9 protein-coding genes are annotated in these 13864 nt (G+C 72.5%); all 9 read left to right on the top strand.

The window, feature by feature from the left end; translation table 11 throughout:
* The first annotated feature begins 313 nt into the window (after positions 1–313).
* The 9 genes from ACFXAZ_RS27840 to purM all read left to right on the top strand — a co-directional run bounded on the left by ACFXAZ_RS27840 (position 314) and on the right by purM (position 13820).
* On the top strand, positions 314–3445 hold the full coding sequence (locus tag ACFXAZ_RS27840; protein WP_384596787.1) for an alpha-mannosidase: 3132 nt from the start codon (positions 314–316) through the stop codon (positions 3443–3445).
* A 772-nt stretch (positions 3446–4217) separates the two neighbouring features.
* The gene (locus ACFXAZ_RS27845) at positions 4218–6326 is read left to right on the top strand and encodes an ROK family protein (RefSeq protein ID WP_384596789.1); all 2109 of its coding nucleotides are present in this window, start codon (positions 4218–4220) and stop codon (positions 6324–6326) included.
* Positions 6327–6643: 317 nt separating this feature from the next.
* Positions 6644–7858 carry a hypothetical protein gene (locus ACFXAZ_RS27850; protein WP_384596791.1) on the top strand — a complete coding sequence of 405 codons (1215 nt, stop codon included), beginning with the start codon at positions 6644–6646 and terminating at the stop codon, positions 7856–7858.
* A 45-nt stretch (positions 7859–7903) separates the two neighbouring features.
* The gene (locus ACFXAZ_RS27855; RefSeq protein WP_384596793.1) at positions 7904–8416 is read left to right on the top strand and encodes an ArsR/SmtB family transcription factor; all 513 of its coding nucleotides are present in this window, start codon (positions 7904–7906) and stop codon (positions 8414–8416) included.
* Positions 8417–8453: 37 nt separating this feature from the next.
* Entirely contained in the window at positions 8454–9353 is a 900-nt protein-coding gene (locus tag ACFXAZ_RS27860; protein ID WP_384596795.1) for a M23 family metallopeptidase, read from the top strand.
* Between the two features lie 41 nt (positions 9354–9394).
* The gene (locus ACFXAZ_RS27865; RefSeq protein ID WP_384596797.1) at positions 9395–10198 is read left to right on the top strand and encodes a sterol carrier family protein; all 804 of its coding nucleotides are present in this window, start codon (positions 9395–9397) and stop codon (positions 10196–10198) included.
* Between the two features lie 56 nt (positions 10199–10254).
* A complete protein-coding gene (locus tag ACFXAZ_RS27870; protein WP_384596799.1) occupies positions 10255–11082 on the top strand; it encodes an META domain-containing protein in 828 nt (275 codons plus the stop codon).
* Positions 11083–11154: 72 nt separating this feature from the next.
* Positions 11155–12684, top strand: a complete 1530-nt coding sequence (purF, locus tag ACFXAZ_RS27875; protein WP_384596801.1) for an amidophosphoribosyltransferase — start codon at positions 11155–11157, stop codon at positions 12682–12684.
* Positions 12685–12719: 35 nt separating this feature from the next.
* Positions 12720–13820: a phosphoribosylformylglycinamidine cyclo-ligase gene (gene purM, locus ACFXAZ_RS27880; RefSeq protein ID WP_384596803.1), complete on the top strand. Its 1101-nt coding sequence runs from the start codon at positions 12720–12722 to the stop codon at positions 13818–13820.
* Positions 13821–13864 lie beyond the last annotated feature (44 nt).

The following is a 13864-nucleotide window of genomic DNA, read 5'->3' on the forward strand; positions in this document are numbered from 1 at the left end:
GGCCGCGCCCCGCGCCCCTATGCCCCAGCGCCCCCCACCGCGCGTCGGGGGGTTAATTTCCCCCAGCGCGGGCACCGCCCCCCCCCCCGGACCCCCCGCCGCCCCGGTTCCCGCCCGGGGGCGGCGGCGGTCGTATGCCATCCGGAATGTCAGGCAATTCCCTGCCAGAAAGAGCGGCCTACGTAAATTAATTCCCCTGACCGTCTACCTGCGGAATTCCTCAAGTGCCAAACCCGGTATGCAGGCAGGGCCTTGACTTAGTAACACACGTGGTTTTACATGACCGGCACGAGCTGGACAGGAAGGTCCCTCCATGCATGCTCACCAGCAGGCCGGCGAGGAAAGAACGCTCAAGTTCCTCAATGAGCGGCTGCGGCCCGCGTTGTATCGCCACCGGGTACCCATGGACATCACGGCCTGGACCGTCCCGGGCGAGCCGGTCGCCGCCCAGGTGGCGCTCCGGGCCGAATATCAGCCGTTCACCGTCGGCGGTGAGTGGGGAGCCCCCTGGTCCACCACCTGGTTCCGGTTCAGCGGCGAGATCCCGGAGCGCTGGGCGGGGCGCCGGGTGGAGGCGCTGTTCGACCTCGGTTTCGATCTCACCCGTGGCCCCGGCGGTCAGGCGGAAGGTTTCGTCCACGACGAGAACGGCAAGCCCCTCCAGGGCCTGCACCCGTACAACCGCTCGCTGCTGCTGACCCGTTCGGCCGGTGGGAGCGAGCCGGTGCGGTTGCTGGTGGAGGCCGCCGCCAATCCGTCGATCGTCGCCAGCGCGGGTATCGGCACCCACTACGGCGACCCGCTGACCGCGGGCGGCGCGCCGCTCTACCGGCTGGGCACCGCCGACCTCGTGGTCCGCGAGGACGACGTCTGGCATCTGATCCACGACATGGAGGTGCTGGAGGAGCTGATGCGGGCGCTGCCCGATGCGCTGCCTCGCCGGCATCTGATCCGCAGGGCCCTGGAGCAGGCCGCCGACGCGGTCGACCCGTACGACGTGGCGGGCACCGCGTACCGCGCCCGCGAGGTCCTCGCCCCGGTGCTGGCCCGCCGCGCGCACGACTCCGCGCACACCACCGTCGCCGTCGGGCACGCCCACATCGACTCCGCGTGGCTGTGGCCGATCCGCGAGACGGTCCGCAAGTGCGCGCGGACGTTCTCCAACATGGCCACGCTCGCGGAGGAGTACCCGGAGCTGGTCTTCGCCTGCTCCTCCGCCCAGCAGTACGCCTGGCTGAAGGAGCAGCAGCCCGAGGTCTACGACCGGGTCCGCAAGGCGGTCGCGGCGGGCAACTGGGCGCCGGTGGGCGGCATGTGGGTGGAGGCCGACGGCAACCTCCCCGGTGGTGAGGCACTGGCCCGCCAGCTCGTCCACGGCCGCCGGTTCTTCCGCGACGAGTTCGGCGTGGAGAGCGACGGCGTGTGGCTGCCGGACTCCTTCGGCTACACGGCCGCCTATCCGCAGCTGGCCGCGCTCGCCGGGGCCCAGTGGTTCCTGACCCAGAAGCTGTCCTGGAACGAGACGAACCGGCTGCCGCACCACACCTTCTGGTGGGAGGGCATCGACGGCACCCGGATCTTCACCCACTTCCCGCCGGTCGACTCCTACAACGCCGAACTGACCGGCGCCGAACTCGCCCACGCCGTCGCCAACTACGCCGACAAGGGCGGCGGCTCCCGCTCCCTGGTGCCCTTCGGGCACGGCGACGGAGGCGGCGGCCCCACCGCCTCCATGCTGGAGAAGGCCCGGCGCCTCGCCGATCTGGAGGGCTCGCCCAAGGTCGAGATCCAGCATCCGTCGGCCTTCTTCCAGCAGGCGCGCGCCGAGTACCCGGACGCTCCGGTGTGGCGCGGCGAGCTGTATCTGGAGACCCACCGCGGCACGTACACCAGCCAGGCCCGCACCAAGCGGGGCAACCGGCGCAGCGAGGCGCTGCTGCGGGAGGCCGAGCTGTGGGCGGCGACGGCCGCCGTGCGGGAGGGCGCCGCGTATCCGTACGACGAGCTGACCGAGCTGTGGAAGCAGGTGCTGCTCCACCAGTTCCACGACATCCTGCCCGGCTCCTCCATCGCCTGGGTGCACAAGGAGGCCGAGCACACCTACGCCCGGATCCACCGGCGTCTGGAGCGGGTGATCGAACGGGCGGCCGGTTCCTGTCAGGACGGCGACCGGGTGTCCGTGCTGAACGCGGCGCCGTTCGCGCGCCGTGAGGTCGTGACCATCGACGGGGTGCCCGCGGGCGCCGACGCGCAGCGGCTCGCCGACGGCCGCTGGGCGGTACGGGCCCAGGCCCCGGCGCTGGGACGCGGGCCGGCGGGGACGGCCGACCCCGACGCCGACACCGCGCAGGTGACGGTCATGGAGGCCGAGGCGGACGGGCTCGTCCTGGACAACGGTCTGCTGCGCGTGCGGATCGACGCCGACGGGCTGGTCCGGTCCGCCGTGGACCTGGCCACCGGGCGGGACGCCATCGCGCCGGGCGCGGCGGGCAATCTGCTCCAGCTGCACCCCGACGACCCGGTGCGCTGGAGCGCCTGGAACCTCGACGCGTCCTACCGCTCCACGCGACGCGATCTCACCGAGGCGGTGTCGGTCGAACTCCGCGACCACGGGCCGCTGCTGGCGACCGTGCGGGTCACCCGCTCCACCGGCCGTTCGACGATCGTCCAGGATCTGACGCTCACCGCCGGCAGCCGTGCGCTGGTCGTTGACAACGATATCGACTGGCGTGAACGGGACATGATCCTCAAGGCCGCCTGGCCCCTGAACGTGCACGCCGAGCACGCCCGCGCCGAGATCCAGTACGGCCACATCGAGCGCCCCACGCACGAGAACACCAGCTGGGACGCCGCCCGCTTCGAGATCTGGGCGCACCGCTGGATCCATGTCGGCGAGCACAACTGGGGCGTCGCCCTCGCCACCGACTCGACCTACGGCCATGACGTCGGCCGTCACACCCGCGCGGACGGCGGCACCACGACGACCGTACGGCTGTCGCTGCTGCGTGCCCCGCACAGTCCCGACCCCTACGCCGACCGCGGCGCCCACCGCTTCCGCTACTCGCTGCGCCCCGGCGCCGATGTGGGCGGGGCGATCGCCGAGGGGTACGCGCTCAGTCTGCCGCTGCGCCCGGCCGCGCACGTGACGGGCGAGGCGGCGCGCCCGCTGGTCTCGGTGAGCAGTCCGGACGTGGTGGTGGAGGCGGTCAAGCTCGCCGACGACCGCTCCGGCGATGTCGTCGTCCGGCTCTACGAGTCCCGTGGCGGCCAGGCCCGCACCACACTCACCGCCCACTTCCCCGTCGCCCAGGTACAGGAGACCGACCTCTTGGAGGACCCCCTGACCGAGCACCACCACACGGACGGCGAGGTGCTGCTGACCCTCCGCCCCTTCCAGATCCTGACCCTGCGCTTCTCCCCCGCACAGCGGGACGCCGATGACTGAGCGCATCTCGCCCGACGGCAGGACGCCGTCCATGAGCGAGGATCGGCGAGGGAACGGAGACGGGCCGGGAGGTGGAGCCGTGGCGGGAGGCGGGACCGTGCCAGTGGGTGGGTCCGTGGCGGGAGGTGGGGCCTCGGCGGGAAGTGGGGTCTCGGCGAGGGGCGGGAGCTTGGCGAGGGGCGGGAGTGTGGCGCCGGGTGACGGCGGGGGGGCAGCGGTTGGGGGTGAGGGGGCTCTGGCGGCCGGGTGGCCGTTGCCCGACCGTGGGGCTCTGGCGGCCGGGCGTCCGGTGGCCGGCGGCCAGGCTTCGGCAGACGGGCATCCGGCGGCCGGTGGTGGAACTTCGGCGGCCGGACGGACGGCGCTGGGCAGCGAGGCTTCGGCAGGCGGGCGGCCGGCGGGCGGCGGTGGGGGTTCGGCAGCCGAGCGGGCGGCGCCCGGTGGCGGTGGGTCGGCCGTCGGTGGTGGGTCGGCCGTCGGTGGTCCCGCGCCGGGGGGCTGGACGTCTCCGGCGGGGAGGCCCGTTCCCCCTGACGCGGGCCCGCCTGCATCCGCCGCGCCCGCTTCCTACGACCGCACGGCACCGGCCACGACCGGCAACCCCTCCTCGGACCGGGCCGCGCCGACCACCCTGCGTCCCGCGTTCGACCGTGCCGCACCGGCCGGGCCCCGTCGTGGCTCCGCCGACCGCGCCCGGCCGTCGGGCGGGTCCGCCGGGTCGGATGTCACGGCCACCCTTCGGCAATGGGCCGCTCAGGACGGGCCGCTCGCGTTGCGGGCGCGGATCGCGTTGCTCGCGGGTGAGGGGCTGCGGGACTCCGTGATCGCGCGGCGGCTCGGGGTGTCGCGGCAGACGGTCGGGACCTGGCGGCATCGGTGGGCGGACCAGGGTCTGGAAGGGCTGCGGGGGCAGGCGCGGCCCGGGCGCCCGGCGACGGTCGACGACGCCGAGGTCATCACCCGGACACTGCTCGGCGCCGGAAGCCGGGCCGCGTCCCGGGCCATCGCGCGGGAACTGGGCCTGTCGCACGCCACGGTGGCGGGCATCCGGCGGCGCTGGGCGGCCGGACCGCCCGCCGAACCGCCGCTGCCCGGCCCCGATGTGTGGGTGCTGGGGCTGCACGCCGACGCCGAGCACACCGTGCTTCTCACCGGGACCCGGCCCGACCCGGGGGGCGCCCCGCCGGAGAGCAGTGTCGGCGCGGATGTGCTGACGGAACTGGACCGGGCGTGCGACGCGCTGACCGTCGTACGGGACCAGCAGCCGGCGTCCGGGGACGGCGGGGCGCTGGCCGCGTTCCTGGCCAAGGCGCACCGGCGGCATCCGCATGTGGCGCTGCACGCCCTCACGCTGTGGACGGCGCCGGGCGCCGACGCGCCGCCCGGCCCGGCGGAGGTGACCTTCCACCGCATTCCCGCCGCCACGCACTGGCGCAGCTATCTGCGGGCGCTGGTCGCGCTGGACAGCACCCGGCATCCGGAGTCGTCGCGCCGGGTGTATCTGGATCTGGCGGGGGCGATCGGCCGGTACGCGCAGGAGTCCCCGGGTGAGCCGCTCCAGTGGCTGCGCGAGAGCATCGCCAGTCACGCGCCCTCGGGCGAGGAGCCGGAGGCGGCGCTGCGGCGCGAGACGGCGGGCGGCGCCAACCACATCGATCTGGGGTCCTTCAACGAGTGCGTGGTGATCGAGGCGGTCCGGCTGGCCGGCACCATCACACGCGGTGAGATCGCCCATCGCACCGGCCTGACCCAGCAGTCCGTCTCCCGGATCTCCCGCTCGCTGCTGGCCCGCGGGATCCTGGTCGAGGACGCCCAGCTGCGCGCGACCTCCGGCAAACCGCGTACGCCGGTGCGGCTGCGCGGTGATGCCGCGCACGCGGTCGGCATCCATATCGACCCGGAGGTGTTCACCGCCGTCGTCATCGACCTGGACGGCGCCCCGGTGGCCGTGCGCTCGCAGCCGGTGCGGCCGACGGCCGATCCGGAGGTGCTGGTCAAGCAGGTGGTGCAGCTCGGCGGCGAGGTGCTGGCCGATGCGCGCGGGTCGGTGCGCGAGGACGGTTTCCTCGGGATCGGGGTGGCCGTGCCGGGTCCCGTGGACATCGCGTCGGGCACGGTGCTCGATCCGCCGCTGATGTCGGTGTGGACCGATCTGCCGTTGCTGTATCTGCTCAAAGATCATTTCCAGTGCCCGCTCATCATGGAGAAGGACGCGGCAGCCGCGGCGGCGGGCGAGCGCTGGATCGGGCGCGACCGGCGCTCGCGTGACTTCGTCTACCTCTATCTCGGTACGGGCGTGGGTTCCGGTCTGTATCTCAACGGCGATCTCTACCGGGGCATCAGCGCCAACGCGGGCGAGTTCGGGCAGCTGTGCGCGGTGGCGCTGGGCCGTACCGAACCGGACGGGCGGCCGGAGATCCTGCCCGAGTGCAATCCGCCGGTCGGTCTGTCGCAGCTGGCCGCGCGGCACGGCTGCGGCGCGGGCAGCGAACGGCCGGGCAGCGCCGCCGCCTACCGGGCCATCACCGAGGCGGCCGAGGCCGGGGACCCGGCGGCGGGTGCGGCCGTGCGCGATCTGGCGCGGGCGATCGGTCAGGGCACGGTCGGTCTGGTCGATCTGCTGGACATCGATCTGGTCGTGCTCGGCGGTCCGTTCTTCACCGACGCTGCCGCACCGCTCTATCTCGCCCAGATCGAGGAGATGGTGAACGCCTTTCCGACGGCCCGGCGGCTGCGGCACGTCGATGTCGAGGCGTCGGTCCTGGGCCCGGAGGCGGCGGCCGTCGGCGCGGCCTCCACGATCTTCCACGCGGCCTTCACCCCCCGGCTCGGCGGCAGCGCCCTGCGCCGCCCCGCCCCGGAATCCGGCCGATTCTCCTGATGGGTACGGATCACCGCCTTCACGGCCCGGGACCCACCCGGCAGGTGGAAAACAATTGCCTGACGTATCCGCGTCGGGCCGACACCTGACGTATCGCGTCGGGCCGACAGCGGCACGGGTTCCCGGCGGGTCCACCGCCATGGATCCCTGGTGGGTCCACCGCCACGGCTGACAGCCCGACCGCCTTGCCCACCGGGCCGCTCACCGGGCCGGGGGGGGCGCCCCCCCCCCCACGGCTTGTTCGTGTGCGGTTTGCTGAAGCGGGGTCCTGCTAATTTCGCCGGGTTGTCGTGTCGACGCTCGGAGGGGGAACGTCCGTGCAACTCCCGGACGGAATACGCAAGTCCGCCAATGTTCTGCTCTGCCTGGTGGCCGTCGCCGGGATCGGCTTCAGCGGCCGGGAGATCTGGCAGAACCTGCACAGCCGGTGGCAGATCGACGCCGGGTGCGGGGGGCTGGTCCCGGCGGGGCGGGTGCTGGCGCTGGACCGGGCGGGTGGGGAGATCATCCATCGGCGGGGGGATGCCGGGACCATCGAGCTGGACGGTCTCCCCGAGGGCGCCGAGCAGTGCGATCTGTTCAGCGAGGAGGCGGGGGGCCGGTGGTTCTTCATCGGCGCGGTCGGGGTCCATCCGATGGAAGCCCCGCTCGTCACCGACGATCAGATGCTGCCTCCGGTGGATCAGTTCGACTCGCGCACCTATCCTGCCCAGCCGCTCGGCGGCGGCATCACCGGCTCCCTGGACGACCAGGGCGTGGGGGTGGAGACGCCCTGCACCGGAGGGGAAGTGGCGGGCGAGCCGGTGAAGGCCCTGTGGGCGTGGGCGGGCCTGGAGCCGCCGTCGATCTTCACGGATTGGGGCCAGCCCGGTGACGACGACCGCGATGTCCTCGCCGAGATCGCCGTCATCACCGCCAACAACCTCGCCGAGCGCCTCGGCTGCGCCGAACGGCTGCCCGATCCGCCCGCCGACCTTCCCGCCCTGCCCGAGGGCCCGGTCCCGGTCGGGCGGGCCGAGGGCACCTGCGCCTGGTACCGCGAGTCCGGCCTCGCCGCCCGGGTCGGCTTCCCGGACGAGGTGCTGGAGGGACGGGTGGACGACACCCTGAGCGACGAAGCCTGCGCACTCGTCGTGAGCAGGGGCGAGGCCCAGGCCACCTACCGCGCCCTCCGGGAGGAACGCGATCTGATCAGTTCCCCGGATCTGCCCGGCCAGTGGTTCGTCACCCTGCACACCTACCGTGGTGAGCGGGCCAAGAACGTGTCGGCGGCGGGTGGCTCCGGCGACGACATCCCCGCCCGCCCCGGCACAGCCGGACGCACCCCTGGCAACACGGTCTGGTGGGCCTCCTCCCAGTGCGACGGCACCCCCCAGCTCCACACCATGACCATCGGACACGGCTACGACCGGGTGGTGGCCGCCGACGCGGAAGACCTCTTCCGCGCCTACGTCACCGAGATCACCGACCGCCGCGACTGCACGGACCTCGCCTTCCCGGAGTCCGACTCCTTCAGCCGCCCTCAGGACTAGAGACACACTTGCACGAGATTACGTACTTCCGTAATCTCAAACCCCGTGAACGACGACCCGACCCTGGAACAGCGCGTCACCGACCTCGAACACCGGCTCACCGCCCTGGAGGCCGCCGCCCCCACCGGATCCCGCTTCGGCGAGGGCGACTTCTGGGCGCTGGAAGGGCTCAAGGGCCAGCTCGCCGAGCTGGGAGCGGCCGACGGGGGCGTGCTGTACACCGGCGCGGTCCGGCTGCCCGGCGGTGAGTACTGCGAGTGGCAGTACGGCCAGCTGACCTCGGGGCTGATGGAGGGTGACTGGACGGAGACCGCCGACGCCTTCGCCGCCCTCGGTCACCCCGTCCGGCTCCGGCTGCTGCGCGAGATCCTCGGCGGCCGACGCACCGCCGCCGAACTCGCCGAGCTGGACGGCGTCGGCACCACCGGCCAGATCTACCACCACCTGCGCCAGCTCACCTCCGCCGGCTGGCTCCACACCAGCGGCCGGGGCCGCCACGAGGTACCGCCGGCCAGGGTCGTACCCCTGCTGGTGGCGCTGACGCTGGCCCGCCCGTGACCACGACCGCAGCTCCAGGAGACCCGAGGGGGACCCGATGACCGCCCGCAAACTCGCCATGACCGCCTTCCGCTGGCTGCTGCTCGCGTTCCTCGCCCTGGTGATCGCCGATGTCACCTTCGACCTGTTCGACCCCTGGTGGCTGACCCTGTCCCCGCTGGTCCTGGCGTACGTCGTCGTCATCGTCGGCAATCGCTGGGGCGGCGCCCCGGACAGTGCACGTCTCGCCCGCGAGCCGGTGGAGGTCGGCCCGCCCGTCACCGGCCGCTGGTCCGCCCTGAACAGCCCGGCCGACCGCACCCCGAGCCACGGCGTCCACTCCTACGCCCAGACCTACGCCATCGACATCGTCGCCGAGCCAGAGCCCGAGTCCGGCCCCGAGGCCGACCCCGAGTCCGACTCCGAGTCCGACTCAGGCACCGACGCCCCCGCCCGCCCCCAGTTCCGCCTCCTGTGGCCCATGACCCGCCGCAACACCGACTTCCCCGCCTTCGGCGCCCCGCTGGTCTCCGTCGCCGACGCCACCGTCGTCCGCGTGAGCGACGGCCAGCGCGACCACCTCAGCCGCAACTCGCTGCCCGCGCTGGTCTACCTGATGATCATCGAGGCGACCGTGCGGGAACTGGCCGGCGCCCACCGCATCCTCGGCAACCACCTCGTACTCGACCTCGGCGACGGCCACTACGCCCTGTACGCCCATATGAAGCGGGGCTCGGTCACGGTCCGCGAGGGCGACCGGGTGCGGGCCGGGCAGCTTCTCGCCCGCTGCGGGAACTCCGGCAACTCCACCGAACCGCATCTGCATTTCCAGCTGATGGACGGACCGGATCCAGTGGCCGCCCGCGGTATCCCGTTCCACTGGCGGGGGATCGGCGTACCGCGCAACCGGGAGACGTTCCAGGCCCCCCGGGAACAGCCCGCCCCGGTGCCGAAATGACCGTACGTCCCTCCCGCGTCACCCCCGCATAGGCTCTCCCCATGCCCCCGGCCACCAAGCGCCCCCGCGCCTACGACCCCGCCAAGACCCGCACGGCCGTGCTCGCCCAGTTCGGGCAGGTCCGCGACGCCGTGCGGGAGCTGGACGACGAGCGGCTCGCGCGCCCCACCCGTCTCGGCGACTGGACCGTGCGCGAGCTGGCCGCGCACCTCGCCCTGACGGTCGCCGCCACCGGCCGTGCCCTGGCCCGCGAGGCACCGGCCAAAGCGGACATCGCGCTGCTCGACTACCCGGCGGCCACCGTCCTGTTCGCCGAGTCCGTCGCCGACGGCACCCGGCGCCTGGCCGCCGCCCACCCCGACCTGACCGCCCTGTACGCCACCACCGGGGACGACCTGGCCGCCCGTCTCGCCGAGGTCGCCCACCCGCAGACGCGGATCGTCGACCTGCGGCCCGCCGCGATGACCCTCACCGATTTCCTGGTGACCCGCGTGATCGAGCTGGTCGTCCACACCGACGACCTGAACGCCGCCGTGCCGGAGCTGGCGATCCCGTACGACCGGCAGGCCCTGGCCATCTGTACCCGGGTGCTGGCCGACACCCTCGCCGCGAAGGCCCCGGGCGGCGCGACCGAGGTGCGGATCCCGCCGTTCGCCGTGGTGCAGTGCGTCGAAGGGCCCCGGCACACCCGGGGCACGCCGCCGAACGTCGTGGAGACCGACCCGCTGACCTGGATCCGCCTCGCCACCGGGAGGCTGACCTGGCCGGACGCGCTCGCGGACGCCAAGGTGAGCGCGAGCGGCGAGCGGGCGGACCTCTCCGCGCTGCTGCCCCTGATGCGCTGAGGGCGGCGCCCCAGCAGCGGACGGAACGATTCCCCCGCCCCTCCCGTCGAACGGGCATGTACCGGAAAAGGCAGCTGGACCCGTCCGGGAAGACCCGGCGGCTGACCCTGACGGCGGTCGCCCTCCTCCCGCTCGCCGCCGCCTGCGGCACCGACCGCAGCGGCTCCGCCTCGGTGGGCGCACCCCCGCCCGTGACCGGGGTGCACTGGAACGTCGAGAGCGTCACCGTCGACGGCACCACCCACGACGCCCCGTCCGGCGCCCACGTCACCATCGACCCCGGCGGCCGGGCCCAGGGCAACTACGGATGCAACCACTTCACCGCCCAGGCCGAATTCGACGGCGACCGGGTGCGCCTCGGCGACGCCACCATGACCGAGATGGCCTGCGCCGACGAGCCGATGGCCTTCGAGCGGACCCTCGCGGACACCCTCGCCGCGGGCGCCCTCACCACCGAGGTCACCGCCGACCGCCTCACCCTCACCACTGACGCCGGGGACACGGTCCGCCTCACCGAGGAACGGCCCGCGGAGCTGTACGGCACGAAATGGAACGTAACGGCACTCGGTGCCACCGGCGCCGACTCCACCACCAGCTCGCTGCCCGGTCCGGCCGCACCCCACCTCACCTTCGACCGGAAGACGGGAGCCGTCAGCGGAAACCTGGGCTGCAACCAGGTGAACGCGCAGGCGACGGTCGGCGACGGCGTTATCACTCTCGGCACGCCCTCGACGACCCGAATGATGTGCGACGCCTCACTCATGGACACCGAGAAGGCGCTGCTGCGCCTCTTCGATGCCACGGCCGATTACCGCCTCGACCATCGCACTCTCACGCTGACCAGCGAGAACGGCACGACGGTGACGGCCGTCGCGAATCAATGATCGTTTGCGCGGCGAAGGAATTTCCCGTTCCCCAATTCGGACCAGTGGTCGATCTCGCCTACACTCGGTGCCGTGCCACGTGGTGACGGTCGACTCAGTCATGATCTGCTCCCCGGTGAGAAAGGCCCCCAGGACGCTTGCGGCGTCTTCGGTGTCTGGGCTCCGGGCGAAGAGGTCGCCAAGCTCACTTACTTCGGGCTCTACGCCCTCCAGCATCGAGGCCAGGAATCCGCGGGAATCGCGGTCAGCAACGGCTCACAGATCCTCGTCTTCAAGGACATGGGCCTGGTCTCCCAGGTCTTCGACGAGACCTCGCTCGGTTCCCTCCAGGGTCATATCGCGGTCGGTCACGCCCGCTACTCGACCACCGGCGCCTCCGTCTGGGAGAACGCCCAGCCGACGTTCCGCGCCACCGCCCACGGGTCCATCGCCCTCGGGCACAACGGCAACCTGGTCAATACCGCCCAGCTCGCCGAGATGGTCGCCGACCTGCCCAAGCAGCAGGGCGGCCGGGTCCCGCGCGTCGCGGCCACCAACGACACCGATCTGCTGACCGCGCTGCTCGCCGCCCAGGCGGACACCGACGGCCGGCCGCTCACCATCGAGGAGGCCGCCCACTCGGTCCTCCCACAGGTCAAGGGCGCCTTCAGCCTCGTCTTCATGGACGAGCACACCCTCTACGCGGCTCGCGACCCGCAGGGCATCCGTCCGCTGGTCCTCGGCCGCCTGGAGCGCGGCTGGGTCGTCGCCTCCGAGTCCGCCGCCCTCGACATCTGCGGCGCCAGCTTCGTCCGCGAGATAGAGCCGGGCGAGTTCATCGCCGTCGACCAGAACGGCCTGCGCAGCTCCCGCTTCGCAGAAGCGAAGCCCAAGGGCTGTGTCTTCGAGTATGTGTATCTGGCCCGCCCCGACACCGACATCGCCGGGCGGAACGTCTACGCGAGCCGCGTCGAGATGGGCCGCCGGCTGGCGAAGGAAGCCCCGGCCGAGGCCGACCTCGTCATAGCGACCCCGGAGTCCGGCACCCCCGCCGCGATCGGCTACGCCGAGGCGTCCGGCATCCCCTTCGGCAACGGCCTGGTGAAGAACGCCTACGTCGGCCGTACGTTCATCCAGCCCTCCCAGACCATCCGCCAGCTCGGTATCCGCCTCAAGCTGAACCCGCTGAAGGACGTCATCAAGGGCAAGCGCCTGGTCGTCGTGGACGACTCCATCGTGCGCGGCAACACCCAGCGGGCCCTGGTGCGCATGCTGCGCGAGGCCGGCGCGGCCGAGGTCCACATCCGGATCTCGTCGCCGCCCGTGAAGTGGCCCTGCTTCTTCGGCATCGACTTCGCCACCCGCGCCGAACTGATCGCCAACGGCATGACGGTCGACGAGATCGGCACCTCGCTCGGCGCCGACTCCCTCTCCTACATCTCCATCGACGGCATGATCGAGGCGACCACCATCGCCAAGCCGAACCTGTGCCGCGCCTGCTTCGACGGCGAGTACCCGATGGAGCTTCCGGACCCGGAGCTGCTCGGCAAGCAGCTGCTGGAGACCGAGCTGGCCGCCGGTCCGGCAGCCACGGCCGCGGCCGACGCGATCCGTCGCCCGTAAGCCCCGTAGCAACCAACCCGAAAGATTCCCAGGCAATGTCTTCTGTGTCCGACCCCTCGCCGCCGGCGACGGGCGCCTTCGCCGGTGCTTCCTACGCCGCCGCCGGCGTCGACATCGAGGCGGGCGACCGCGCGGTGGAGCTGATGAAGGAGTGGGTGAAGAAGACGCGGCGCCCCGAGGTCCTCGGCGGCCTCGGCGGCTTCGCCGGCCTCTTCGACGCCTCCGCCCTCAAGCGCTACGAGCGCCCCCTGCTGGCCTCCGCCACCGACGGCGTGGGCACCAAGGTCGACATCGCACGGCAGCTCGGCGTGTACGACACCATCGGCCACGACCTGGTCGCCATGGTCATGGACGACATCGTGGTGTGCGGCGCCGAGCCGCTGTTCATGACCGACTACATCTGCGTCGGCAAGGTCCACCCCGAGCGGGTCGCCGCCATCGTCAAGGGCATCGCCGAGGGCTGTGTGCTGGCCGGCTGCGCCCTGATCGGCGGCGAGACCGCCGAACACCCGGGCCTGCTGGGCGCGGACGACTTCGATGTGGCGGGCGCCGGTACGGGCGTCGTGGAGGCCGACCGGCTGCTCGGCCCGGATCGCATCCGTACGGGTGACGCGGTGATCGCCATGGCGTCCTCCGGTCTTCACTCCAATGGATACTCCCTGGTCCGCCATGTGCTGCTGGAGCGGGCCGGGCTCGCCCTGGACGCCGAGATCGCCGACCTCGGCCGCACCCTCGGCGCGGAGCTGCTGGAGCCCACCAAGATCTACTCCCTGGACTGCCTGGCGCTGACCCGCACCACGGACGTCCACGCCTTCTCCCATGTGACCGGCGGCGGACTCGCGGCGAACCTCGCCCGGGTCGTCCCGGACGCCCTGCACGCCCGCGTCGACCGCTCCACCTGGACCCCGGCCCCGATCTTCGACCTGGTCGCCCGCACGGGCTCCGTCGAGCGCCTGGAGCTGGAGAAGACCCTGAACATGGGCGTCGGCATGATCGCGATCGTGCCCCAGGACTCGGTGGACGTGGCCCTGTCCACACTGGCGGACCGCGGCGTCGAGGCATGGCTGGCCGGCGAGATCACCGAGCGCGGCGAGGAGACCACCGGCGCGAAGCTGGTGGGCGACCACACCGACTAGGACCGACCAGAAACCGACCGGGAGCTGAGCCAGGGACCGACGGG

Origin of the sequence: Streptomyces sp. NPDC059477, from assembly GCF_042749375.1 — a bacterium.
GTDB lineage: Bacteria > Actinomycetota > Actinomycetes > Streptomycetales > Streptomycetaceae > Streptomyces.

Bases quoted from the DNA above. Each gene is read 5' to 3' on its own strand.
- ACFXAZ_RS27840 (WP_384596787.1), top strand. From the start codon at position 314: ATGCATGCTCACCAGCAGGCCGGCGAGGAAAGAACGCTCAAGTTCCTC.
- ACFXAZ_RS27860 (WP_384596795.1), top strand. From the start codon at position 8,454: ATGACCGCCCGCAAACTCGCCATGACCGCCTTCCGCTGGCTGCTGCTC.
- ACFXAZ_RS27865 (WP_384596797.1), top strand. From the start codon at position 9,395: ATGCCCCCGGCCACCAAGCGCCCCCGCGCCTACGACCCCGCCAAGACC.
- ACFXAZ_RS27870 (WP_384596799.1), top strand. From the start codon at position 10,255: ATGTACCGGAAAAGGCAGCTGGACCCGTCCGGGAAGACCCGGCGGCTG.
- purM (WP_384596803.1), top strand. From the start codon at position 12,720: ATGTCTTCTGTGTCCGACCCCTCGCCGCCGGCGACGGGCGCCTTCGCC.